General features: G+C 40.2%; 26 protein-coding genes. 13 read left to right on the top strand and 13 right to left on the bottom strand.

Annotation, left to right across the window (positions count from 1 at the left end; translation table 11 throughout):
- Positions 1 to 68: 68 nt before the first annotated feature.
- The 11 genes from FTU29_RS05915 (at position 69) to FTU29_RS05865 (ending at position 7574) form a co-directional block, all read left to right on the top strand.
- The gene (locus FTU29_RS05915) at positions 69 to 383 is read left to right on the top strand and encodes a hypothetical protein (RefSeq protein ID WP_180120862.1); all 315 of its coding nucleotides are present in this window, start codon (positions 69 to 71) and stop codon (positions 381 to 383) included.
- A complete protein-coding gene (locus tag FTU29_RS05910) occupies positions 383 to 652 on the top strand; it encodes a hypothetical protein (protein ID WP_078191966.1) in 270 nt (89 codons plus the stop codon). The genes FTU29_RS05915 and FTU29_RS05910 overlap by 1 nt, the downstream gene beginning before the upstream one ends.
- A gap of 119 nt (positions 653 to 771) precedes the next feature.
- Entirely contained in the window at positions 772 to 1356 is a 585-nt protein-coding gene (locus tag FTU29_RS05905) for an aminodeoxychorismate/anthranilate synthase component II (protein WP_078190263.1), read from the top strand.
- A gap of 18 nt (positions 1357 to 1374) precedes the next feature.
- Positions 1375 to 2421, top strand: coding sequence for an anthranilate phosphoribosyltransferase (trpD, locus tag FTU29_RS05900; RefSeq protein ID WP_168379163.1), 1047 nt, complete (start codon positions 1375 to 1377; stop codon positions 2419 to 2421).
- A gap of 16 nt (positions 2422 to 2437) precedes the next feature.
- Positions 2438 to 3244: an indole-3-glycerol phosphate synthase TrpC gene (gene trpC / locus FTU29_RS05895; RefSeq protein WP_180010492.1), complete on the top strand. Its 807-nt coding sequence runs from the start codon at positions 2438 to 2440 to the stop codon at positions 3242 to 3244.
- Positions 3245 to 3499: 255 nt separating this feature from the next.
- The gene (locus FTU29_RS05890) at positions 3500 to 4333 is read left to right on the top strand and encodes a hypothetical protein (protein ID WP_257226899.1); all 834 of its coding nucleotides are present in this window, start codon (positions 3500 to 3502) and stop codon (positions 4331 to 4333) included.
- A 110-nt stretch (positions 4334 to 4443) separates the two neighbouring features.
- Entirely contained in the window at positions 4444 to 5133 is a 690-nt protein-coding gene (locus FTU29_RS05885; protein WP_078191970.1) for a Smr/MutS family protein, read from the top strand.
- Between the two features lie 95 nt (positions 5134 to 5228).
- Complete coding sequence (folE, locus tag FTU29_RS05880; protein WP_171262632.1) at positions 5229 to 5777, top strand: GTP cyclohydrolase I FolE; 549 nt, start codon at positions 5229 to 5231, stop codon at positions 5775 to 5777.
- Between the two features lie 120 nt (positions 5778 to 5897).
- Positions 5898 to 6254 (top strand): cupin domain-containing protein, encoded by a 357-nt coding sequence (locus FTU29_RS05875; RefSeq protein WP_180035550.1) that lies wholly within the window; start codon positions 5898 to 5900, stop codon positions 6252 to 6254.
- 248 nt (positions 6255 to 6502) lie between these two features.
- Positions 6503 to 6952, top strand: a complete 450-nt coding sequence (locus FTU29_RS05870) for a hypothetical protein (protein WP_180120860.1) — start codon at positions 6503 to 6505, stop codon at positions 6950 to 6952.
- Between the two features lie 70 nt (positions 6953 to 7022).
- Positions 7023 to 7574 (top strand): DUF4385 domain-containing protein, encoded by a 552-nt coding sequence (locus FTU29_RS05865; protein WP_180023378.1) that lies wholly within the window; start codon positions 7023 to 7025, stop codon positions 7572 to 7574.
- A gap of 8 nt (positions 7575 to 7582) precedes the next feature.
- Here the strand turns inward: FTU29_RS05865 and FTU29_RS05860 are convergent, their stop codons facing one another.
- The 5 genes from FTU29_RS05860 to hemE all read right to left on the bottom strand — a co-directional run bounded on the left by FTU29_RS05860 (position 7583) and on the right by hemE (position 13589).
- The gene (locus tag FTU29_RS05860; protein ID WP_180120858.1) at positions 7583 to 8974 is read right to left on the bottom strand and encodes a diguanylate cyclase; all 1392 of its coding nucleotides are present in this window, start codon (positions 8972 to 8974) and stop codon (positions 7583 to 7585) included.
- Positions 8975 to 9081: 107 nt separating this feature from the next.
- On the bottom strand, positions 9082 to 10956 hold the full coding sequence (locus FTU29_RS05855; protein WP_373423581.1) for a DUF4105 domain-containing protein: 1875 nt from the start codon (positions 10954 to 10956) through the stop codon (positions 9082 to 9084).
- A 109-nt stretch (positions 10957 to 11065) separates the two neighbouring features.
- Positions 11066 to 11536, bottom strand: coding sequence for a DUF3015 family protein (locus tag FTU29_RS05850; RefSeq protein ID WP_078190276.1), 471 nt, complete (start codon positions 11534 to 11536; stop codon positions 11066 to 11068).
- A gap of 150 nt (positions 11537 to 11686) precedes the next feature.
- Positions 11687 to 12478, bottom strand: a complete 792-nt coding sequence (locus FTU29_RS05845; RefSeq protein ID WP_373423580.1) for a DUF817 family protein — start codon at positions 12476 to 12478, stop codon at positions 11687 to 11689.
- 40 nt (positions 12479 to 12518) lie between these two features.
- On the bottom strand, positions 12519 to 13589 hold the full coding sequence (hemE, locus tag FTU29_RS05840) for a uroporphyrinogen decarboxylase (protein ID WP_078191978.1): 1071 nt from the start codon (positions 13587 to 13589) through the stop codon (positions 12519 to 12521).
- Positions 13590 to 13794: 205 nt separating this feature from the next.
- Between hemE and FTU29_RS05835 the strand changes: the two genes are divergently transcribed.
- On the top strand, positions 13795 to 15015 hold the full coding sequence (locus FTU29_RS05835) for a L,D-transpeptidase (RefSeq protein WP_180120852.1): 1221 nt from the start codon (positions 13795 to 13797) through the stop codon (positions 15013 to 15015).
- 191 nt (positions 15016 to 15206) lie between these two features.
- The gene (locus FTU29_RS05830; protein ID WP_168379153.1) at positions 15207 to 15902 is read left to right on the top strand and encodes a pirin-like bicupin family protein; all 696 of its coding nucleotides are present in this window, start codon (positions 15207 to 15209) and stop codon (positions 15900 to 15902) included.
- A 948-nt stretch (positions 15903 to 16850) separates the two neighbouring features.
- Here the strand turns inward: FTU29_RS05830 and FTU29_RS05825 are convergent.
- From FTU29_RS05825 to FTU29_RS05790, 8 genes are all read right to left on the bottom strand, one after another.
- Positions 16851 to 18020 (bottom strand): hypothetical protein, encoded by a 1170-nt coding sequence (locus FTU29_RS05825; protein WP_180120887.1) that lies wholly within the window; start codon positions 18018 to 18020, stop codon positions 16851 to 16853.
- Positions 18021 to 18132: 112 nt separating this feature from the next.
- On the bottom strand, positions 18133 to 19560 hold the full coding sequence (locus FTU29_RS05820; protein ID WP_180120851.1) for an aspartate ammonia-lyase: 1428 nt from the start codon (positions 19558 to 19560) through the stop codon (positions 18133 to 18135).
- A 118-nt stretch (positions 19561 to 19678) separates the two neighbouring features.
- The gene (locus FTU29_RS05815; protein ID WP_180120849.1) at positions 19679 to 21319 is read right to left on the bottom strand and encodes a thiamine pyrophosphate-binding protein; all 1641 of its coding nucleotides are present in this window, start codon (positions 21317 to 21319) and stop codon (positions 19679 to 19681) included.
- A gap of 50 nt (positions 21320 to 21369) precedes the next feature.
- Positions 21370 to 22836 (bottom strand): aldehyde dehydrogenase, encoded by a 1467-nt coding sequence (locus FTU29_RS05810; protein ID WP_180076851.1) that lies wholly within the window; start codon positions 22834 to 22836, stop codon positions 21370 to 21372.
- 19 nt (positions 22837 to 22855) lie between these two features.
- Positions 22856 to 23647: an aspartate dehydrogenase gene (locus tag FTU29_RS05805; protein ID WP_180120847.1), complete on the bottom strand. Its 792-nt coding sequence runs from the start codon at positions 23645 to 23647 to the stop codon at positions 22856 to 22858.
- Positions 23648 to 23656: 9 nt separating this feature from the next.
- Entirely contained in the window at positions 23657 to 24451 is a 795-nt protein-coding gene (locus FTU29_RS05800; RefSeq protein WP_180076849.1) for an SDR family oxidoreductase, read from the bottom strand.
- 9 nt (positions 24452 to 24460) lie between these two features.
- The gene (locus tag FTU29_RS05795) at positions 24461 to 25309 is read right to left on the bottom strand and encodes an alpha/beta fold hydrolase (RefSeq protein ID WP_180120845.1); all 849 of its coding nucleotides are present in this window, start codon (positions 25307 to 25309) and stop codon (positions 24461 to 24463) included.
- Between the two features lie 17 nt (positions 25310 to 25326).
- Positions 25327 to 25848, bottom strand: a complete 522-nt coding sequence (locus tag FTU29_RS05790) for a cupin domain-containing protein (protein WP_180095023.1) — start codon at positions 25846 to 25848, stop codon at positions 25327 to 25329.
- Between the last annotated feature and the right edge of the window lie 60 nt (positions 25849 to 25908).

Raw genomic sequence — 25908 nt, 5'->3', positions numbered from 1 at the left:
TAAGGTTTTTAATCAGTTGTATTACGGTGACTTCATGTCTCTTACTGATTTTATAGAGTGTGCGATTAATGACTAAAATTCGATTAACAAAACCCCAATTCGCCCAGCTCCAAATTGACAACTTAACGTCAAAAGACATGCCCTACTTTGAAAATTGGGATGCGCAGGAAGTTGAACTGTTTAATGCGATTGTGAATGCAGTCGATTACGACAATGAGTTTACTTTCAATATGCGTGGTTGGTCACGTCAGCGTGTTGTAAATGGCACAGGCGGCATGATCGAAGTTAATGAAATGAATGCTGATGAGCTATACCACTTGTTTAGCTGTTATTTGAGCGGGTTGTCTAGAAATGTGATGGAAAGTTTGAAGGAGGTGTCTTGATGAAATCCAATGCTGAACATGAATTGCTTCAAGCTATCTTTAATGAAATGCAAGAGCTAAAAAAAGCTATTCAAAAAAAGGATGAGCGTCGAGTAAATGTGAGAGAGTTTTCCCAACGATTAAATATCTCAATTCCCTCTCTTTATTCTCGTATTAATGATGGTGTGATTCAAAAACCAAATAAGGATGGAAAACTAAGTTACTGGCTGAATAGCTATGTAAATGAAGTTGTCACACAGCCCTCAAACTCTGATAAAGTAGCCGCTTAAATTAGCGGCTTTTTTAATTGCGCTAAATTTAAGCAAAAATTCTAATGTGAGTAACATTGTGAGTAACAATTATATTAATTAATTATTACCACAATAAAAATCAGAGGTTTACATCCAAAATGCTTCTAATGATCGACAATTATGACTCTTTTACCTACAACATCGTCCAATATTTTGGCGAGTTAAATCAGGAAGTAAAAGTTGTACGTAACGATGCCGTGACATTGGAAGATATCGAGCGATGGCAACCGAAGTATTTAGTCATTGGTCCTGGCCCTTGTTCGCCAAGTGAAGCAGGCATTTCAATTCCTGCGATTCAACACTTTGCGGGGAAAATTCCTTTACTGGGTGTGTGTTTAGGCCACCAAGCCATAGGACAAGCTTTTGGCGGCGATATTATTCGCGCTAAAAAAGTGATGCACGGTCGTTTATCTGACATGTATCACAGCGATCAAGGTATTTTCAGCAACCTCCCTTCTCCATTTTCCGCAACGCGTTATCACTCTTTGGTGATTGATCAAGCGACTTTGCCTGAATGTTTAGAAGTGACCTGCTGGACCAATGAAGAAGATGGCACGATGGAAGAAATCATGGGCGTTAAACATAAGACATTGCCTGTCGAAGGCGTGCAGTTTCACCCTGAATCAATTCTTAGTGAACATGGCCATCAAATCTTTAAAAACTTCTTAGAAATTTACGCTTAATCGAGTGCAAAAAATATTATGAATATTCAACAAGCTTTAAATAACATCACTAAAAATATTGAACTCACTCAACCTCAAATGGAAGAAGTGATGCGAACCATCATGCAAGGTGAAGCGACCGATGCTCAAATTGGCGCACTGATGATGGGCTTACGCCAAAAAGGTGAAAGTATTGATGAAATCACTGCCGCAGCACGTGTAATGCGTGAGTTTGCGATCAAAATTGATGTCAGTGATTTACCACATTTGGTGGATATCGTTGGTACAGGTGGTGATGGTCAAAACTTATTTAACGTCTCTACTGCGTCTAGTTTTGTTATTGCAGCAGCAGGTGCAACTATTGCTAAACATGGCGGTCGTGGTGTTTCATCAAAATCAGGCTCTTCTGATCTTTTAGAACAAGCTGGAATTAACCTTGACCTTAACATGCAGCAAACTGAACGTTGTATTCGTGAAATGGGCGTTGGTTTCCTCTTTGCCCCTAATCATCATAAAGCCATGAAATATGCTGCTGGTCCACGTAAAGAATTGGGCTTCCGTAGTATTTTCAACCTACTTGGCCCGCTTACGAATCCGGCCGGCGTAAAACGTTTTGTGATTGGTGTTTTCTCTACAGAATTATGTCGTCCTATGGCTGAAGTTTTAAAACAGCTTGGTGCAGAACATGTCTTGGTGGTGCATTCTAAAGATGGTTTAGATGAAATTAGCCTTGCATCAAGTACTTATGTTGCAGAACTCAAAGATGGCGAAGTCACTGAATGGGAAATTCAACCGGAAGCTGTAGATATCGAATCGCAAACCTTAACAGGTCTATCTGTAGATAGTGCTGCGGAAAGTCTAAAATTAATTAAAGATGCTTTAGGTAAAAACAAATCTGCGCTCGGTGATAAAGCCGCGAATATGATTGCCCTAAATGCAGGCGCAGGCATTTATGTTTCAGGCTTAACCAAAAGCTATAAACAAGGTGTTGCATTAGCACATGACATTATCTATGGCGGTCAAGCCTTAGAAAAAATGGGCATTTTGTCTGAATTTACGAAAACTTTAAAAGAATACGAAGCTTAAGATTAGGACACAGATCATGGTAGATATCGCCAATACAATTTTGGGTAAAATTGTTGAACGTAAAAAAGAAGAATTTGCAGCCCGTCTTAAACAACGTAGCTATAAAGATGTCGAAGAGCTAGCTCAAGCAGCTACACCCATTCGAGGTTTTGCACAAAACCTCGGCTCTAAACGTCCGGGGGTGATTGCTGAAATTAAAAAAGCATCACCATCGAAAGGCATCATTCGTGAAAACTTTAACCCTGCTGAAATTGCGCAGCAATATCAAGATGCTGGTGCGGCATGTTTGTCTGTTTTAACTGATGTCGACTTTTTCCAAGGTGCCGATGAAAACATTCAGATTGCACGTACGAACTGTGACTTACCTGCGCTGCGAAAAGATTTTTTAATTGACCCTTATGGTGTAATTGAAGCACGTGCATTACATGCTGACTGTATTCTTTTAATTGTGGCTTGTTTGTCTGATCAACAACTCGAAGAAATGTCGAAAACTGCTTTTGAGCACAATCTCGACGTATTGGTTGAAGTACATGACGAAGAAGAACTTGAGCGTGCAATGCGTCTTTCTGACAACTGTCTACTTGGCGTCAATAATCGTAATTTAAAAACCTTTGAAGTTGACCTCAATACATCATTACGTTTGAAGAAGTTACTTGAGCCTTCTCGCCTGCTAGTGACAGAAAGCGGCATTGCAACACCTGCTGATGTCGCGATGATGCAAGAACATGACATTCATGCCTTCTTGGTCGGTGAAAGTTTTATGAAGCAGCCACGCCCTGATCAGGCATTCAAGGAGCTGTTTGGTGTGCCTGATAAAATATAAATGAAATATGTAGGGTGAGTTCGCTCACCCTTTTTCTCCTTTGCATCTATATTAAAAAAATTACACATCCTTTTTATATTTTTTATTCAATTGAGAATTAAAAATAATGAAGTCGATTATTTCTTCTACTCTTCTATTCATTTCATTAATCTTGGTTTCACTACACCAGATAAGTTAGGCAAAAATATAACTCTTTATACTGGTTCACCGTATCATATTGACCAAAATCATATCCTCTACTTTAATATTTCCAATATGCCCGAAGGCATCATTGCTGCGCAGATTGACCTAAATCAAATTTTTCCAAATATAAATACTCACGTGCTAAAGGGCAAAAATTATGATTTCAATAAGAATCAACTTGAAATCATTAGTTATCAAGGCTTACCAATAGTCATTAATTTCTCAATCAATACTAAAAACAAGAATATTGAAAATTCAACCTATTTTTCTATTTCTAAAGGACAAAAAAATTCTTTATCAAAACCAATCAATATTATATCTCACCCTATTTCCATGGAAAAATTAAATCATTTTGAACAGATTTTTTATAAAGATACCCCTCATTTATTGAAAAAGAATTTAGCTGATGAGCCATATTTAATAAATATATTCATGTTCCATGCAGCAATAAATGATTTTGATGATATGAATGATTTTTTCCAAAATGCTATAAAGAACCTGACACAGAAAAATGATATTGATAATTATGAAAAAGCCAAAAATTTGTATCTTGAATATTTAAATTTTGGTGAAAACAATGAATTTTATGATACCACCTTAATTATGGCGGCTATCGAGCACACAGATATTTCTTTCATCAAAAAAATGAAGCTGAGAAAAATAAATGAACTTGTAGTAGATGAAGTTGAACCACAAACATATTATTTCACTAGATGCTCCCCATTAGGTAAAGCTATCCGCCTAAATCAATATCAGATAATTTCTTATTTACTTGAAAAAGGCGCTTCAACCGAAATCGTGTGTATTTCTAAATTTAATGAAGAACAATCAGCATTAGCTCTTGCAGAACAATATAAAAATAAAAAAGTTATTAAATTAATTAATTCAACTTTGAAGCCCAAATAGGACTTGTAATGAATTAAGAGTCTTCTTTATATAAAGTCTTTCCAGTTCAAATCAGTGCCATTTAAGGCTATAATTGCACTAAATTTTTGTATATTTCCCGTTTTTTCATTATGAGCAAACACGATTCTTCGCTTTCAAAAGATCAGTACAACCTACTGAAATCTTTTAAAAAGCAAATTACGAATCCACATTCCTCAACGATTGCTAAACAGCCTGAGCCAACGCCAAAGACTGTTGAACAAGAGCAGGAAGAAGACTTCGCGCTTTTCCAAAAGCAAATGCAAGGTGTTCAAAAAATGAATGCAGGAAATATTGCAAAAATGGAAAAAGTGGGTCGTAAAAAACCTGATGCGCAAACGTTGGCTAAACGTGCTGCTGCAATTGGTCCTATGGAAACAGATGATGCATTACTTTCTGATACGCAAGCGATGCTCAACCCTGTTGCCAGTCAAGCTGCTTTAAGCTATCGCATTGCAACCTTACAACATAAAGTTTTTGAAGATTTGAAAGCTGGTAATCTACGTTGGTTTGAAGCTGTCGACTTACACGGTTGCACTGTTGAAGAAGCCCGTTCTGCCGTGCTGCAAATTATTCAAATGGCGAAAGATGACAATCAAAACGTTATTAAAATTGTGCATGGCAAAGGTCCAGAAGCAATTTTAAAAACTTATGTAAATAGTTGGTTACGTCAACATCGTGATGTATTGGCATTTGTGAGCGCCCCAGAAAAACAAGGCGGCACAGGTGCTGTACTGGTTCTGCTTAAACGTGCAGAAAAAAACCCACAGTTTAAACAATAATCGGATTTAACTCCAAAAGAAGGCATTGTAATAGTTTTCTGCTACAATGCCGTCCTTGTTCAATCTCTCAGTGTAAGTGAACACGTCTTATGTCTATGCAGCAATCCTACGCAAATATCCTAACTGCCGTTGGTGAAGATCTGAATCGCCCGGGTCTTAAAGATACGCCTATGCGTGCTGCTAAAGCTTTTTCATATCTTACTTCTGGTTATAGCCAGACACTTGAAGAAGTGACCAACAATGCGGTTTTCCCATCCGATAACCGTGAAATGGTCTTAGTTAAGAATATTGAATTCTATTCATTGTGTGAGCACCATTTATTGCCTTTTTATGGCCGTGTACATATTGCTTATCTCCCAGAAGGCAATGTTTTAGGTTTATCAAAATTCGCACGTATTACAGAAATGTTTGCCCGTCGCTTACAAATTCAGGAAAACCTTACTCAGCAGATTGCTGAAGCAGTGGCTGAAGTGACTGGTGCGCGTGGTGTTGCTGTGGTGATTGATTCAGCTCACATGTGCATGATGATGCGTGGTGTAGGTAAACAAGAGTCTACAACACGTACCGTTTCTTTTGTCGGTGACTTTAAAACCAATAAAGAAGAACGTCGTGAATTTTTAAGTGCAGTTCCAGAAAGCTATTAATAGAACATTCAGCGTTAGCACTCATAAAAAAAGCCTCGAGCTCTTGAGGCTTTTTTTATTTGTGTTTTAATGTCGAAAATCGTTTGCTTTGATAGCAAAGTACTATTTTCAGGATGAATCATGTCAGATGTATATATTGCCGGTCAGGGTTTAGCACAAGCCGAACACAGCATAGACTTCCCTCGCCCAGACCGTTTGGTTCAAGGCAATCCTAAACGTGAAACCGCAAGCCTGTATGTACACCCCAATATGGACTGCGGGATCTGGCAATGTGAAGTTGGTGCATGGAATATTGTCTTTGCACCGAACAAACAAGAGTTTTTTACAATCCTTGAAGGTTTAGTACGTATTCATGATCAACAAGGCGGATATATCGAAGTTTCTGCTGGCCATGCGGGCATTATTCCCCCATCGTTTCAGGGCAAGTTTGAAGTTGTCGAAGCCGTCAAAAAATACTATGTGGTTGTAGAAGTTTAATCGCCCAAAATATTTATTTTGAAAAAATATCTTTTAAAAATATTGTTTGTAACCGTGCTGTAAGACTTGTAACTCAAAACTACAGCATAAAATTGATATCAATTACTTAATGTATTTCTGTTCATAAATTAAACATTTCATAACATGATTTCCCCCCCATATTCAAGATTAGTCCGTACATTGAAAACAAAATGAATCCTTTAGATTCATTGCTATTTTCTTTTTTTTACTAACTAAGGGTGATCACTATGGTAGCCGCAAAAAAGACAACTGAAAAAGATGAGAAAAAGACAGCGAAAACTACGGCAAAAACTGCAAAAAAGAATGAGGATAAAGTAAAAAAATCAGCTAAAGCATCGAGTAAAGATTCAAACAAAGCAACAAAGAAAACTGCTGAAAAAAAATCTAAGGACAGCACTTCTAAAAAAGAAGCTGCAACTAAAGATGAAAAAGTAAAAGCTAAAAAATCTGCATCAACTAAAAGTTCGCCGAAATCTAAAGCTGACAAAAAAGAGGCCCCTAAAAAAGCCAGCACATCAAAAAAAAGCACTAAATTTAAAGAGGAAAAGCCAAAAGCTGAGAAGAAAGCAACAAAAAAATCTTCAACAGCAAAGAAAACGGATGCTAAGGCAAGCAAGTCTAAGGGAGAAAAAACCAAGTCGACCAAAGCCAAATCCACCAGCAAAAAGACAAAATAAAAAGTAGCCTCAACTGGGGCTACTTTTTTAGCTTAAGCTTGAAATAGAGTAAGGTTGTAATGGAGTGAATATGAATAATAAATCCATCCCCACACCTAAGCGTGTATCACGCGTTCATTCCAATAGTTTTGATTACAGTTTAGATTTTAAAAAGATAAATTTTCGCGAACACCCTGAACTTTATAGAATTGGACGTGGTGAACAAGGTGTATTACTCGTAGAGCCTTATAAATCTGAAATTTTGCCTTATTGGCGATTTGCTAATGAAGAAAAAGCCATCGAAAGCAGTACCAAAATTTGGCAACTTTTTGAAGAGTATTTAGACGCTGAAGATTTTGTCGGTGCAGATATGGCACGTAAATTTTTGCAGATGGGTTTTACACGTGCACGTCGCTATGCCAACCATAAAGGTGGTAAAAAATATGAGGGTCCAGTCCCTAATGATAAAAAAGGATTAAGTGGTGCACATGGACGCGAAGAGCTTCCAAGACAAAAAGAGGATCCCGTCAAAGCAGCTGCTGCACGAGTATTTAAACAAAAATGGGATGAAGCTAAAGTTCATCCCAAGTATGTAGAGCAAAAAGCAAAATTTTTAGATTTTTTACAAAGCAAAATTAAGTGAATATCCATTTAGGATGAAGATGATCTTGTTTGCTGATCAGTTTTAGCAACGTAAATACGGTTACGACCAGTATTCTTGGCAGCATAGAGTGCTATATCGGCAGCATCTAGTAAACGTTGATAGTCAGGATGACCATTATACTGCACACAGCCAACGCTAACGGTTAAACTAAATTGCTGACCTTGTACTGTTCGGATCACTCCGTTTTCAATATATTGGCGAATATTTTCTGCAACTTTCATCGCACGGTTTACATTGGTGTCCACCAAGAGTAACAAGAACTCTTCGCCACCAATACGGAATGCATAATCGCTACCTTGGCTGTAACGCTGCAAAGCTTCGGCAATAAATTTCAGTGCAAGATCACCTGCCGCATGACCAAACTTATCATTGATCATTTTAAAGTAATCCGCGTCAAAGGCTAGCAAAGACAAAGGCGTTTCATTTTGACGTGCAAAAGTAATTTCACGTGAAATAATAGTACTAAGATAACGACGGTTTAGGAGTTGCGTCAAAGAATCATTGCCTGACTCAATATATTCAGCCACCTGAAATAATTGATCGACTAAATGCTGAATTTCACGATTTAAGTCTCGAATCTGTTGAATCAAATGTTGCAGTTGATCTTTATCCGTTATTTGTGTGGTTTGCTGCGTTAGCTCATCTACTTGATAAATTCGATCAATAATTAATTGAACCTGATCTGAACCCGAAAAAGCATATGCCGCTTTATGAATAAACCACAATCCAAATTCTGATTTTGAAAGTAAGGAATGATAAAAACTGACATTTCCCGAAAAGATTTTAAACATCAATTCATTTTCCCAATTGAGCAATGAACCACGTTGTTTATCTTTATGCACTGCCACATCTTGCATCGCTGAAAATAAGCGATAATTATGCTTGGTTTCTTGTTTTTTTTCCGTATTGATCTCATAAGATCTGCACATAATTTCTGTGCTAAATCCCATAATTTGCACAATATAACTACACATATGGAGAATATTTTGAGTTTGGTTTAGCTCTAAAATTTCAAATATTTTACGTTCTATTTCACGTACACCACGCATAATCAACCATGACGGAATGCCGACACGCGCATGCACCATTCCAACTTTTTGCTGCCTTTTAACCGAAATTTCAAAATCATTATTTAGTGCAACATTAAATGTTTCTAATAACCATTTTCTTAAGGTGTCGATGAGCCTTTTTTGAATAATATCGTCTTTAAAAAATTCAGCTGACGCTGGTTCTCGCGACATTTGTTCATAAAAAACAGTGACTAAATGCTCAACATGCTTCTGAATAAATTGCAAAGCTGCAAGATGTTCATTTTCAGTATATTGATCACAAATATCTTTCCAAGTCTGACTTAGACTTGTAATACATTCTTGATTCATTCGGTGACACAAACCACAGCTATTACAAAGCTAGAAATCATACCTCGCTTTACTTACATAAAAAAACAAATTTCTTTGATATTTCACATTTTATCTATTTTTAAAAATTAATAGAAAAATACATAACTCAATTTCAATTTATTCCAATCTTGATCATCTTGCTGCTGGTATTCATAACCTAGTCTTAAAGCATTTTGTTGGTTGACGATATATTGTAATTCAGCATCAAGTTTTAGATTCCACTGTTGCACATCTTCCCAATACGGAAGCTCTACCTGAATCAAACTATTGAATCTCTCTGACCAAATATTTTGGCAACCCAGTGTCGGCCCAAGGCCCACTCGCCATCCCTGATCAAGTGACTTGCCTCCCTGCACCTGCATTTGAGACTGCACATAACACAAATGTGTACGTTCCTGATTGGCCCAGCTATATCCAGATTGAGCTTTTAATTCAGCAACGCCATGTTGTTTCGTTTCACTAAATTGACCTGCATCTACAGACACTTGCTGCCAACCAAAATTAAAACCCCAGCTTAGCGGTGTTTTAAATGGCGTGATCGGATTGTAGGAGTTGACCGATAAAAAATCAAAATGATTGAGTTTGAGTTGGTCGTCTCGATATTGGATCGAGCCATCCCAAAACATCAACTGCGTACCAATCCGAAAGCCACCTTGCGGATCGATCAAATCATGATATGCCTGACGATGACCGAGTTCGATGTATTTTTCACCTTGAACTTCGCCTACTGCGGCTGAAAAATTTCGCGCATGATGTCCATTGACTGGGTCTAGACTTGGCTGCTTAGGTTCAGTCCGTTGTTTGGGTTGTGAAGATTGACTACGTAAGGCCAAGATTTGACGCAATTTAGGCTGCGTTTCTTCCGCACTCACCTTTCTCCCAATCAGTAATAAATACAGATGGTCATACGCCATTTCTAATATTTTCGCTTGCTCTACTTCATTAAACTGAGCGAGTGCTGTCGGCATGTTCTCAGGTTCAATTTCAGCGAGCTTATGCGCTTCGCGTGCTAAACGATATCCATGTTGCTGCGCTTGTGACAAAAGCTGCGTTTCTAATGCAGGACGATAAACCGCTGCTTGAATCAGTTGTTCATCATTGATCGCTTTGATCGTCTCAACGGGAATGGAAGCAACTTTAAATTTTTCGGTTAAATTCAGTGTCGGGCGAACCAAATCCATTAAGCCCAATAATCGATATGCACAGTTATCACTGGCGAAATAATAGGGAAAACTGACATTTTGCATTTCCCAAATATGTTTAACCAAATAACTGGTTTCTTGCTCGGTCAGTGCTAGCTCATATTCCCACAAATCACGACTTTCAAAATCACCATATTCTTTCACTTTACGGTAGTACGGCATCAATGAATATTCACCAGGATACTGCCCTGTTAAGCCTTTCCATGCATAAGACCAGTTATCTTCACCTGCAACTGTCGCTGCATAGTTAATGGCATAGGACACCAAATTTAGTTCTTTTTGATCTTTCGGATCGAGACGCAATAAGGTATGTCCAAACATAGAACTTGGATTACCCATAAAGTCTGTGGCGTAGATTAATGTTGCTTTATAAGGCTTAATTTTTCCAAACCATTCATCAAACTCAGGGCAGCTCACCACAGGTAACTGCTCTGAACGGATGGATAACTCTTGCATCAGCCACTGACTACGCGCAGGGAAACGACAACGAAAGGCTTGATTAGGTTCGGCGGTTTGAAATAGTGCAGCGACATCTGCCTCTAATTCGGCTTGGGCATTTTGACGGCCATTTTCAGCTAAAAAATAACCGGTATAGGCAACTTCACTTTGTCCTTTATGATCTGTATATAAAAGTCGTTGCCAACTGATGTGTTCAGACAGTTTTTTTGATTGTGCAAGTTCAATATATCGCTGTAGCTCTACGGTTTTAGAGAGGTTTGGATCTACAACTTGCTGAGCATATAAGATGCTCGGAATCATAAAGGTACAAAATAAAGCAATTGATTTCATTCAGTTATATTCAAATCCATTTTTATATATTTTAGATAATAAAAAACCCTGCCGAGAGACAGGGTTTTGAAAGCATCGATTAAACGTATGCTTTAAGTACTTCGTCTTTTGCCATTACACTTTGTAATGAAGCAAGTACTTGTAGAGAAGACTGGTTTTCAGCTGAATAGATTTCAGCAAAATTTGCTTTAGACACAGCAAAGAAACGTGCTTTATCTGTTGATTGGATGTTTAAAAGCTCAGCCAAAACATTCAGGCTCTCACCTTGACCAACTGCCATATCACGAGCAAGTGATTCAGCATTTTCATTGGTAAATGTTACCGCTTGAGCAGTTACTGTACCTGTACCGCTACAACCTAAAGTACCAAAGGTAATACCAAGTAACTGGTTAGTAAAAATACCGTTGGTAGTCGCAGCTAAAATTTTAGGAATTTTACCTGATTGACCAGCCCAAACTTGAGAACCAACACCACAACCTACGTCACGGTCAGCAAAAGCAGCTGTAGAACCTAGTGCAACGACTGCAACTAAAGCTAATTTTTTTAACATAGCACTTCTCCAGGGAATTTTATTCCATTGTTTTTAATTATTAAAACATGTGTAATTTTGATTACACACCTGTAGATTAACTTGATCTTTCAGATAAGGCAAAACATTTTCATCTAAAAATTTTGGCTAAAAATAATACGTTCTTTTTCACTATTTTTTGAGCAACCAAGTACCATTTTCATCACGTTTTCCAAGAATTTTGAGCACTAAAACCAGACTGAGTAATAGCAACAAATACCAAGAACCGAGTTTCCCCCAACCGACCATATGCCATGCATCGACCTGACTTGGATATAACCAAATTTGATAGAAAGTACTGATATTTTCTGCGATCCAAATCAAAAATGCCAAAATCAACAGTACTGGTAACATCGGCAACTGAATCACATAATTTTGTAATTGAAAACTGAGCTTGGTTTTCCAAAAGATCACCACACTCCAAGCAAACAAAAACATACGAATATCTGGCACAAAAAATTTGGTCATAAAATTAAGATATGACAAAACGGCTAAGCACAGCATATTGCCAAAACGCGGTAAGTTACTGAACGACGCTTGATATAGACGTAGCGAACGTGCAAAGAAACTTCCCACCGCCGAATACATAAAACCAGCAAATAATGGCACAGTCAGCAGTTTAAAAACCGCAGGCTGCGGATATTGCCATGAGGCAATGTGTGGATGGGTCAGAAATATTTCCATCCCCATTGCAAGGATATGAAACAGTGCTATGACTTTAGCTTCCGCCCAAGACTCGAGTTTAAGGTAGAGTAAACACACTTGAATGATCAGTGCATAAAACAATAAATAATCATAACGGAAAAAGCCAAAATATTCCTGACTTCCCATTGCTGCAGTTAATGCAAAAGCGATCAGCAGTAATATCCCAAATAAGGCAGCCGAAGCTGCCTTATAAGAGAACTCAAAACATGATTTTATAATCTTGACCACGGTTGAATCCTAAACCTATTTCCCTAAAGCCTTATAAATACTTGGCACTATATTCGTGTACCGTATCAATAAAGGCTTTTGGATTGGCAGGATCTACCCACTGGGTAATACCATGACCTAAGTTCGCCACATAACCGGTTTTTTCACCGTTGGCATATGCGTCATCTAACATAGCACGCGTCGCTTTCGCGATTGCTTCAGGCGAACCATATAATGTTGCTGGGTCTAAGTTACCTTGCAAAGCTGCACGGCCTGCGACTGTTTGACGTGCTACATTTAATGGCGTAGTCCAATCTAAACCAAAAGCATCTGCACCCGTTGCAATCATTGGCTCTAACCATTGACCACCACCTTTGGTAAACAAAATCACAGGGACTTTGCGTCCATCTTTTTCACGCTGTAAACCTGCCACGATTTTTTGCATGTAGTTCAGTGAAAATTCAATGTATTCACGGTGTGCTAATGCCCCACCCCAACTATCAAAGATTTGTACGGCTTGGGCACCTGCATCAATCTGCGCATTGAGATATTCAGTCACCGCCACAGCCAAACGGTCTAATAAGGCATGCAGCACTTCAGGTTGTGCATACATCATTTGTTTTGTAAAACGGAAATCTTTGCTTGAACCGCCTTCCACCATATAGGTTGCCAGTGTCCAAGGACTGCCAGAGAAGCCAATCAAAGGAACTTGTCCGCCCAAAGCTGAACGAATCGTAGTCACGGCATTCATGACATAATCTAAGTCAGATTTGGCATTAAATTTAGGTAAATTCAGTACATCTTGTTCGGTACGTACAGTTTTATGAAACTTCGGACCTTCACCTGCCTCAAAATACAGTCCCAAACCCAACGCATCAGGTACTGTCAAAATGTCTGAAAATAAAATGGCTGCGTCTAAGTCATAACGACGCAAAGGTTGTAAAGTAACTTCACAAGCAAATTCTGTATTTTTACAAAGGGATAGGAAATCACCCGCTTTTGCACGTGTTTCACGATACTCTGGTAAATAACGGCCAGCCTGACGCATCATCCAAACCGGAGTTGCATCTACCGGTTCACGTAATAAGGCGCGCAAGAAACGATCATTTTTTAAGGTCGTCATTCACTTTCCCAACTTAATTCGATATTCGCATCATCATATCAAAAAGGTTGTAAATATAATAACTTCTCAAGCATTTAAAAACCGATCATGTTGAGTGCCAAAAATGATATTTACACAAAACAACTACTGCATCTCCACTTTTTTTCTGTAATACTTAGCCAGTTTTTAATACACAGTAAATGAATAATTCTTAAGGTTGAATTACATGTTCGTTCGCACCATGCTCGCACTGAGCCTAAGTTGCATATTTGCTGGTACAGCTATTGCCGCATCTACTGCTGAACAACCATTAACGCCAAAAAAAGTGACTAATGTTGCAGTTCAGGATCCCATTGATCCGTTAGCGACTGAAGCTTCAGCTGCAACTAGCCAGATTAGCGCTCAAGAACAAGAAGATCTGAACCAAGCATCGCAAACTTTAGACAGCCTGCAACAATCAGAAGATGTTAAAGCCGACATCGGTGCTGCACCTGCTACAGCGACTGCTACAACTCCAACATCAACTTCGCCTGCTGCCAAAGTTGCTTGGGGTTTAAATGACCTAAATAATGCACAGTGGTATGACAACATTGGTAAAGGTCAATTCCCTGTTTATGCACGTGCGCATGTCATGCTCAATAATGCACATGCTTCACCGGGTGCAATTGATGGTACCAGTGGTAAAAATACCCTAAAGGCGATCGCTTCATTCCAACAAATGAATGGGTTGAAACCTACAGGAACGTTAACCAAAGAAACTTGGGATGCGCTGATTGCGAAACAAGGTTCTAAACCTGCATTCATTGAATACACATTGACTGATGCAGACTTGAAAGGTCCTTATGCAGCATCAATTCCACACGACTATGCATTACAAGCAAAAATGAAAGGCTTGTACTACACACGTGTAACTGAAATGTTGGGTGAAAAATTCCACATGGACGAAGACTTTTTGAAAAAGTTGAATCCAAAAGCGACATTTAAAAAAGTTGGTGAAAAAATCTTAGTAGCGAATATTCGTAACGAAGTTCCTGAAGATATTCACTTAATCGTTGCACATAAAGGCGCGAAACAACTTTACTTGTTTAATAGCCGCAACCAAATGATCGGTTCATTCCCGGCAACGATTGGTAGTTCAGATACGCCATCACCTACAGGTACATACAAAGTTACAGGTGTTGCACCAAACCCTTGGTACAGCTACTCACCTTCTAACTTTGTTCAAGGCAACAACAGAAAACCATTGTCTTTACCACCTGGTCCAAATGGTCCTGTTGGTAATATCTGGATTGGCTTGAGCAAAAAATCATTCGGTATTCACGGTACACCGAACCCATCTGCTATCTCTAAAACTGCGTCACACGGTTGTATTCGTTTGACCAACTGGGATGCAAATGACTTAGGTAAGAAAGTGAAATCTGGTGTGACTGTTAAATTCTTAGAATAATTTTAGTCATATTTAAAAAAGCCTGCTTCGTGCAGGCTTTTTTATAGCTGTGCTTTCATGCATAACAAAAGACTCAATCTTGGCTGAGCGTTGCAAAAATAGGATGAATTGTCGCTAAAAAACTATATATCCCGATTTAGTTCAATCTTAAAATAGGCACATGTTCAATAATTAAGATAAGGATGAATGCCATGAATGCTTTTTTACATCCAAGTGAAAACCGCGGTCACGTAAAAATGGGCTGGCTTGAGTCTAAACACAGCTTCTCTTTTGGTAACTGGTATGACCCGAAATACATGGGCGTTAGTGCGCTTCGTGTGATTAATGATGACTTAATTGCAGCACATGAAGGTTTTGGTCAACATCCACATGACAACATGGAAATTTTAACCTGTGTGTTAAAAGGCACCATTACACATAAAGACAGTATGGGCAACCATGGTGGCATTTCTGCAGGTGAATGGCAGCTCATGAGCGCAGGTACAGGTGTGCGTCATAGCGAAATGAACCAAGGTGATGAAGATGTGCATTTACTACAAATTTGGATCGTTCCAAATGAACGTGATGCTGAACCGACATATCAACAAATTAAATGTGATCCACGCGATCAACCCAATCAATGGCATTTAATTGTCGGTCCAAATGACAATGCAGCTATGCATATTCGCCAGCAAGCGGAAGTTAAATCTGCATTTTTGACGAAAGGTCAATCTTTAGATATCCATGCAACGCAGCATATCAACTATATCCATGTTATTTCAGGTTCAGTGCAAATTGCTGAACATAAAGTTGAAGCTGGTGGTGCAATTGCGTTCTTAGAAGATAGCCAAATTGAAGCGCTTGAAGATGCTCAAGTGATTTGGTTTGATTTACCCGAAGTAAAATAATTAAAAGCCCTCAAATGTGAGGGCTTTTTTTATGCAGCTTGGCTAAGGCGTTCACTGCGTTTATATAACCATATCAACACTAAAGACGGAATAATAAATCCATCAGCATGCATGGCTATATGTTTTATTGGAAATGTGCATGGTGACATTTGTAGTGCCAGTAAAGCGAAGAAACTGAGCTGCCAAGTTATGTTTTCACCTTTTTGAGCATGCTTTTTATATTCATAAGCCAATATATGGCAGCAAATCCAATGTCAAAGACCTAAGATCAAGTACCCCATTCCCCCATAAGTCTAAACCAAAGACAATTTTGCAAAAATATAAGTTCATATCTGCATAATACTGAAGGATATCGTCGAAAAATGCAGAAAACATGACAAGACTCTAATTGTCGCAATATGCTTATCTTTAGCCCCAAATATGTATTTTAAAGAATAAAGCAAATTACCTCCCTCACGAGAGAGTGATCCAAATCTATAAAAGTTAAATTAAAATATAAGTATGGAAATGTTTGAAGATTTGAATTTACTTGTAAAAGGCGAAATTACCCGTTTACCTTATAAAAATTAGTGACACAAAATGCCGTTAAATCATCTGACCTTGCGTACCAAAGCCTGAATAAAGTTTTTGCTATAGCCATGTTCTGCAATAGCAGCAAGCCATTATCGAGGAGATTTTGACAATTTTCTAAATTTTGATCTGCTTAGGACATGGTTTAACTAAGATAAACTGAGAGTTAAATGAACAGATGCTCAGTTAATTCATAAACGATTTTTTTTATTTTTAGTAAATCTTAAATTTAATACGCCATAGCCCTGATTTAATTTAAAACAAAGACATAAAATATGAAGATTAAATACATCTGAATGCATCTTAAGTGTTCCAATAAAAAAAACCTCGATCAAAGCCATTTTGCTTTAACAGAGGTTTTAGCTTGTTGGATATCGATCAGAAGTTAAAGCCAATATTTAAATTGACGCGATATAGCCATTTATCGCTATTTTCAGATGTTGCTGAAGTAAAGCCTGTGCCATTGGTTGCCCCACCAATAATATTGGCATTTTTGCCCCAAGTATAATCTGCCCACACCATAAATGGTGTAGCGATAAACATTGCACCTGTGGTATTCATTTGCGAAGCTGACCAGTCACTGCGTTCTTTGTCTAAATAACTGTAGTCATTGTAAAAACGAATGGCTTTGAGTTTACCCATATTTTGAACAGGTAATGTATATGCCAAATTGACGCTTGAAACTGTACCTTCAGAGGCAATGAAATAGGCTGGTGTTAAACCATTTGCGCCCATCAAGGTCATGTCATTACTTACACCTTCAGGGTTTTCAGCATCATATTGATAATGAATCACCGAAGACTGTAAATTCCAACGTTGGTAGTTGCTGTTGGTATGAATCCCGGCGGCATAATAACTACCTTCATCGCGGGTCGTTTTGTTATGCAATTGTGCGGCAGATCCAGATATACCGACCTCGTGTTTCCCGATTTGATCATTACCGAATTTACGTACAATACGAGTATTCAGCTGATTGTGCTTTTCGTTTTGATAAGCAGCTTGAAAGGGTAAATGATTCTCTGAAAGATCATCATAAGTTGCAGATTCAGGTGAATAGCGTAAATTGGTTTCCAACATACGTGGGTAGTAACCAACTTTCACATCCCATTCAGGATTATTGTAATTCCAGTTAATCCCCGGCGCGATGTTGTTGCCATAGCCCAAGAAGAACGGGATATGATAGGTCCAACCATTTTGCGGATATGGATAAAGCGCAAATGGCTTATAGACAAAACCTGCTTCGATGCTGTTGTTTTTGTCTAGGTTATAACCCACATAGGCTTTTTCAATTGAGGTTTTTTCCTGATCTTGAATTAAATAGCTCGCATTCAAATAGGCATCACCTGATTTGCCTTTTAAGTCGATACGGAAAATATCGAAATCTAATTTTCCAAAACCACGTTTATCACTGGCATCCCATTGTTCATAACGATGATTGAAACGAACTACACCACCAACTTTAAAACTATGTGCCCCGTCTTCACTTTTCCACTCTAGCAGATCATCTTTAGCTTGTGTTGTTGCGAAGCTATTACAAAGCAAGAGCATCGCAGCCAATACAACCTTAGGATTGAGAAAAATATTATTATTCATGGTGATTTCCTTATACCTTAAAGTTTTATATATAAAACTTTGTTTGATTTGAATTTTGGCTAAAAAATTATGCAATGTCTTGCAAATTTTCACTGACCTTCACTTCGGTAATTAAATTTTCAAAAGAGAAAACTTGCTGTAATTCTTGCTCTGTCATCAATCCTTGTGACAGTACAACCTCTTGAATGGTTTTATTTTCTGCAATACATTGCTTACCAATCGCATCACAGCGCTCATGTCCTAATATCGGATCAAGTAAGGTCACGATGCCCACACTACGCATCACCATGTCATAGGCTTGTTGTTCATTCACCTGAATGCCTGCAAAACATTTTTCATCCAAGGTATGAATGCCTTCCACCAATAATTGAATCGACTCGTTGAGTGACAATGCAATAACTGGCTCCATGACATTTAACTGAAGTTGCCCTGCCTCTGCTGCCATGGTGATGGTTAAATCATTGCCCATGACCTTAAAGGCGATTTGGTTCACGACTTCAGGAATAACTGGATTGACTTTGGCTGGCATGATCGATGAACCTGCCTGCAGTTCTGGCAGTCGGATTTCAGCCAAACCTGTACGTGGCCCTGAACTCAATAAACGTAAGTCATTACAAATTTTTGATAGCTTACAAGCCAAGCGTTTCAAGGTACTTGAAATAATAATAAATACGCCGCAATCACTGGTCGCTTCGATATAATCTTCCGCGCCTTTAAACGATAAACCAGTCAATTTGCTGAGGTTTTCGGTAATACGATGGGCGTATCCGACTGGGGAATTCACACCTGTACCAATCGCTGTTGCGCCCAGATTAATTTCCAAGAGCAACTGACGCATCTGATCAATCAAACGTAGATCTTCATTTAATAATGTGGCAAAGGCACTGAACTCTTGCCCAACTGTCATCGGCACCGCATCTTGCAATTGGGTACGGCCCATTTTTAAGGCAAATTTATATTCGTCTGCTTTGAGTCGAATAGTACTTACTAAGCCTGTCAGTCCTTGTAATAAATCATCCAAGCGTTGATACAAACTGATTCGTAACGCTGTCGGATAAACATCATTGGTCGATTGTGATTTATTTACATGATCGTTAGGATGTAACTCACGATAATTGCCTTTGTTCAGTCCCAAGAACTCCAAACCAATATTGGCAATCACCTCGTTACAGTTCATGTTGACCGAGGTACCTGCTCCTCCCTGATAAACATCAATGGGAAAGGATTCCGCCCATTTTTCAGGATGTTCAATCAATTGATCTGCACCGTATTCGATGGCAGCAAGTTGCTGTGCGGTAATACGCCGAAAATTAAAGTTGGTTTGAGCTGCCGCTTTTTTAACAAAACCTAAGGCACGAATAAAGTGCGGTAACTGTCCAATTTTCACATTGGAGATTTGAAAATTTTCGATGGCTCTGAGGGTATGAATACCATAATACGCATCTACAGGAACTTCTTTCGCTCCTAATAAATCATGCTCTATCCTTGTTTGCATTTGCTCGCACCTATATGGCCTGAATTGGGTTCATTCTGATTCAAACTTTGTGCAATCCTTCCTTTTTAGAAAATTGCACCCTCTATGCTTCGTTATGGCTTAAAACGCTTTATCTTAATTAGTAAAGTTTTTTCTGCGGTGGACCTGCAAATTTCAATGGACCAATGGCGTTCATATCCAGTTCAATCACTGCTGGGCCATTCAGATCAATAGCTTCTTGAATCGCAGTTTTGAACTCGTCTGCACTACCTACTTTCCAGCTCTTCACACCCATCGACTCACCCAATAAACGGTAGTCTGGAGTGTGCAATTCATTGAAGTACTGACGACCGCCAAAGTAGTTATTTTGAATGCCGCGCATCACGCCATAACCACCATCGTTCATAATCATTAACACCATGTCGGTGTTTTCTTGTGCCATAGTGGCAATTTCACCAATACCGAGCATCAATCCGCCATCACCCACTAAGCCCACCACTTTTTTGTCTGGGTTGGCAATCGATGAACCAATCGCGTGTGCAAGGCCCAGACCAATCGCACCTGCAAGTGAATGGATGTTTTTATTAGGGCTTTGTACAGGGAACAAACGGCTGCCCCATGTGCTGCCTGACATGGTGATGTCACGTACAAAAATACCGTCTTCTGGTAATGCAGCGCGCAAGTGGTCGCAAATCAATGCGTATTGATCCATTTGCGTACGTAGTGCATCTACCGCATGTTCACGCGCAGCCTTAACATCTGCATCATATGCAGCATCAATTTTGCTTAGGCCATTCAATGCGCTAATGACACGTGCAAAAGTATCTTTGGTATCTGCACATACAAATTGTGAAATCTTGTAGTTACGTTGCTGTGCAACTGGATTTGCATCAATTTGGATGATGTTTTCAGGGAATTCAACTGAGTAAGTCTTGGTTTCATTACTGCGTAAACGTGAGCCTGCAACAATCAATAAGTCCGCCTCTTTCATCAGTTTTTCAACGGCTGCAGAGTTATGGAATGCACGTAAGCTACGTGGATGATCATCTGCCAATACACCGCGTGCATGCGTAGATGAAACAACTGGAATACCTAAGTCAGCCAGCGCTTTCACTTCTGCAACTGCATTTAACGTACCGCCACCAATCCACAGTAATGGACGTTTCGCCTTTTTCAATGCATCTGCAATCATGTTAATTTCAGCATTTTCCGCTTGCGGCAGTTGCATGGCTTTTACTGGGCCAAGATTGGCTGGCAAATCAATTTCAGCCGCTTGCACATCAATTGGAATTTCTACACTGACTGGCCCCATAGGCACAGTCGTCGCAACGCGAATCGCTTCACGAATAACACCAACAGCATTGTCTGGGCTGGTAATACGAAAAGCCGCTTTGCTTGATGCTTTTAAGAAAGTCAGTTGATCTTTAGTTTCATGAATAAAGCTTGCATCGCGATCTAAATATTCACGTTCCACTTGACCTGTTAAATGCAACACTGGACTGCCTGCATTCATTGCTTCAATGAGTGAACCCACAGCATTACCTGCACCAGCACCAGTACTGGTCAAAGCTACACCTAAACCTTTAAAGCGTGCATGTGCGTCTGCCATAGTGACAGAACCTGCTTCACCACGCGCTGCGACAAAGCGCATTTTTTCACGGCGGCCTACGGCATCTGCAATAGGCAAGTTGTGAATAGAAATCACGCCATACATGCTGTCTACATTATGCTGTTCTAAAACTCGAGCGATTGCTTCGCCTACATTTACACGTTCAGTCATTGTTCTTTCCTTAAATTCTTGAATTTTTGATTACTAATTTTTTGAGTCTGCTAGTCCGACCATGGATTGGCTTGCTCGTTTAAACCTAGATAAATACTTTTTTGCTGCATATAAGACAGGATACCGAGACGGCCTTTTTCACGGCCAATTCCACTGTCTTTAAAACCACCAAAAGGTGCGCTGATGGAGAATTTTTTATAGGTGTTAATCCACACCGTACCGACTTCCAGCAAACGGGCAATTTTCCATGCTTTACGGTAGCTTTCTGTCCAAATCCCTGCCGCTAAACCAAAACAGCTATCGTTGGCTTGCTCGAATAAATCTTTTTCATTGTCGTATGGCATAACGACCAACACAGGGCCAAAAATTTCTTCTTGGCAGGTTTGCGCGCTGTTGCTCAAACCCGTGATGATCGTCGGTTTGTAGAAACTGCCTTTGGCAAATTCACCTTCAGTGATCGCTTCACCACCCGTAACAACCGTACCGCCTTCAGCTTTGGCTAATTCCACATACCGATGCACAGATTCCAAATGCTTTTGGTTAATAAGTGAACCCATATGTACATTTGGCTGTTCAGGATGGCCCACGCGTAAACCTTCAGTGATTTCCACTAATCGCTTTAAAAATTCGTCATAAATGGAAGCGTGAATAAACAAACGCGAACCCGCAATACACGCCTGACCTGCTGAACTGAAAATACCGTAAGCAATACCTTTGGCTGCAATTTCAATATCTGCATCTGGCAGTACAATTGTTGGCGATTTTCCGCCTAACTCTAAAGACGTGGTAATCAGCTTTTCAGCAGCAATATGCGCCAAGTGACGGCCAGTAGATGTACCGCCCGTAAAAGAAATTTTGCGTACTAAAGGATGTTGGGCAATAGCATCACCAATCACTGAGCCGCGTCCAACCAACACACTCAAAATGCCTTTTGGTAAGCCTGCTTCTTCAAAGATTTTTGCCAACTCCAAAGCAATTAATGATGTCGCTTCAGCTGGTTTTAAAATCACCGCGTTACCTGCTGCAATAGCGGGTGCCAATTTTTGCACTTCACTGGCAATTGGCGAATTCCAAGGGGTAATCGCTGCCACTACACCCACAGGCTCATGCACGCTCATGGTCAAAAAGTCAGATGCACGCTGCGTGGTCAATTCTTCATTAAATGTTTCGCAAGCTGCGGCATTAAAGCGCGCCGTTGCTGCTGCACTCATCACCAAAGCACGTGTTTCGGCTAAAGGCTTCCCGTTGTCACGAGTTTGCAATTTAGATAATTCATCTGCGCGGGCTTCAATAATATCGGCGACACGGTACAAAATTTTTGCGCGCTCATGCGGCAAAGAATTGCGCCACGCTGGCTTACGCCAAGCTTGATCAGCCTTTGTAATCGCTTCTTCAACATCGTCCAACGTTGCGGTAGAAATTTCCGCATTGACTGAATTGTCTGCTGGAAAAACACTTTGAATCACGTTGCCGCGGCCTAAACGCCATTCACCTGCAATATAAATTTCTTTAACCATGGCACTCACCAAATTCCTTTTAAATCTGAATCGCATCTACGCTGTTGCGGCATGCACGGATCACGCTCAATGCTGCCAATGTTGATGTTTTGGGATTGCTCTCCAAAGGCACACCAATCATTTCAATACTCATTTGACCAAACCGCCCTTGGGCAATAATGGTATGTTTGTTTTGGTTAATATGTGGATCGACCGTTAGCTCAACCATGGTTTCATCCATGCCGATACCCGCCAATGCAATGGTGGCAGCCACGTTGGCATTGGCTGGAAAATGCAATGCCGCTTCACGCGCAGTACCGGTATAAAAAACGGTGGCTTCAGTCACTTGATCTAAATCAATGAGCTTTTCTGCATAACTGCCACGCCAACTGTTTGGACTTTTGCAGCCTTTATAAGTGACCTTTTCCAATCCACCTTCTTTGGCCGCTGAAATGCCGTCAATTCCTGCAATCGCACCTGCCAGTAAATGAATGTGTGCACCCGAATGTTCAGCGATATTTTGCAACTCTTCAAAGAAAGCGCTGTCAGCCAAAGTGCCCACAGAGATCAGGCCAATGTTCCAGCCTTTTGCTAAAACTTTCGTGGCATGTTCTTTCACCGCAGCTTGGCCTGCCACTTCAATCACATAGTCGGGCGTGCCATCACAATCGTCGATATCGGAAATGACCTGCACATCTGCGGCAAGCGCGTCCTGTACACTGGCAATACTGCGCTCTGGTACCACCACCCATTTCAATTTAAGGTCTTTGGGCAAATGGCTGCGAACCTCATTGGCCATTGCGCCAAAACCAATCATCATCAGCTGTTTCATATGCCCACCTTATAAATGCTTGTTAAAGCCGCCAGAAACATCGATTGCGGAACCTGTGGTATATGACGCCATTGGCGATGCCAAGAAAACCAAAGCGCGCGCGGGCTCTTCAGGTTTGCCTAATCTCTCCATTGGAATACCTCGTTTTTTAGCGATATTGCCAATCCATTCTTCCCACGTTTGATTTTGATCAGAACGGGCTGCAAAACGGCGTTTCCACTGTGCAGATTCCACCATGCCCAATAGGATTGAGTTGACACGAATACCGTATTGAGAAAATTCATGCGCCAATGAATGGGTTAAATTCAACAATGCTGCACGTGCAGATGAGGTCGCTATCATGTGCGGTTCAGGCTGCAACGCTAGTAATGAATTGACATTGGTAATCGATGCACACTCTGACTGCTGCAATGCCGGCAAAAATGCGCGGATAGGATGCAGCACACTGAAATATTTCAATTCAACTTCTTTCAGCCAATCTTCATCCGCAGTATTTTCGAAGTTTGAAACACGACCTTGGCCTGCGTTATTAATTAAAATATCCACGCCACCAAATTCTTTTTGAACTTGATCTGCAAATTTTTTCACATCAACTTTATCTAAAACGTTGCAAGTTGAGGTAAAGACTTTGGCATTTGGGTACCGTGATAAAACCTGTGCTTTTGACTCATTCAAACGCTGTTCGTCACGACCACACCAAGCAACTTGTGCGCCTTCGGCTACCAAAAGCTCAACCGTTGCCAAGCCAATACCAGACGAGCCACCGGTGACTACTGCTTTTTTGCCTTCTAATTGGAAGCTCATTTTCCTATCTCACATCCGTGCGTCATGTAGCGACAATAAAATTTGGTTAAATTGCGCTGCTTGATCCAAATAACTCAAGTGGCCTGCAGCGGCAATTTCGTAGCATGGATTCAACTGAAACTGATCCGCCAATGCTTGAATATCCTGTGGAGGCGTTATGCCATCCGCCATGCCTTTAATCACATGAATATTGTACTGTCCTGGGTTTAAATAACTTTGAATCGCGTCATAGGCCAAAAGATACGATGCATCAGTAAAGCCTTCTAATTGAATGTTTTGCATCACTGTTTCAATCAGCGCTAATGCCTCTGCTGAAGCATTAGCAACCAAATGCGGCCCACGTGATTGCGCCATGCCTGATGCGCCTAAGGTCTGCAGCATTTTTGGACGCTTTTCAAAGACATCCTGCTGCTTTTGTGCATCACTACCTTTATAACCCTGCGCTGCATTGGCAAGGACCACTGCATCTACCATGTCTGGATAGCGTGCATTAAAGGCTGCTGCCTGCATTGCACCTAAAGAATGACCGACCAAAATCATTTTGTTTTGATCCGGAGCTGATCCTAAGTTCAGGCCTAATGCAGTCAACATGCCTTTTAAACGCTGTGCATAATCTTCTGCATTCGGCTGTTCTGCAGCTAAAGGATCTGACTGGCCATAACCCGGTGCATCCCATGCAATCACATGAAAATGATGACTCAAATCTTGCAACTGCTTGACCCATGAACCTGAACCCGAACTGATGCCATGCAGCAAGACCAGAACTTTGCCTGCGCCTGCCTCACGGTAAGATTGCTGTACACCGTCAAACTGAACGGTTTTTAATTCAAACTGTGCCAATTGCTCAACTAAAGTCATCTCTTTTCTTCCTAAAATTAACGCTTGATTTGAGACAGAGGGTGTTCAGGCGGATAGTTCGGAATCGTCGGCTTGCCAGTACCTAGCATTACGCACATTAGGGCATCTTCACTTCCTGGGTTAAATAAGCCGCGGTAAATCCCCGGTGGAATTGAAATCAAGTCACGTTCTTTTAAGCGGGTTGAAAACTTCTCGCCTTCATGTTCGATAAAAAGATCAATTTCACCACGCAGCATAAAGAACACTTCTTCTACATCGTGATGAATATGCAACGGACCTTCGCACTGCGGTGGCAAGACCATAGTTGAAAAGGTAAAGTTTTCTGCAGGCACCGTATTTCCATCATTTGCTACACCTGTTGCACCTGTCCCCATATAACGCATTTGCGCACGGCGGTATTTTGGGTCGTAATCTGCTTGGAATTTGAGTGCATCATAATCGTATTGACGGGTTTCAAAGCGAGCGATGCGTCCGCCAATCCAGTCTTCTAATGTTTGACCTTCAGGCTGTTTCCAAGATTCAAATTGCTGTACGGACATGATTCTCTCCTTATTTCAGCTCACTGCGATTTCATAAAAGTGGAGCTGGATCTGATCTAA

The sequence above is a fragment of the Acinetobacter sp. YH12086 genome (genome assembly GCF_013419345.1).
GTDB lineage: Bacteria > Pseudomonadota > Gammaproteobacteria > Pseudomonadales > Moraxellaceae > Acinetobacter > Acinetobacter amyesii.
Note: the sequence above shows the minus strand (reverse complement) of the source record. Positions and strands in the feature narration are given on the sequence as shown.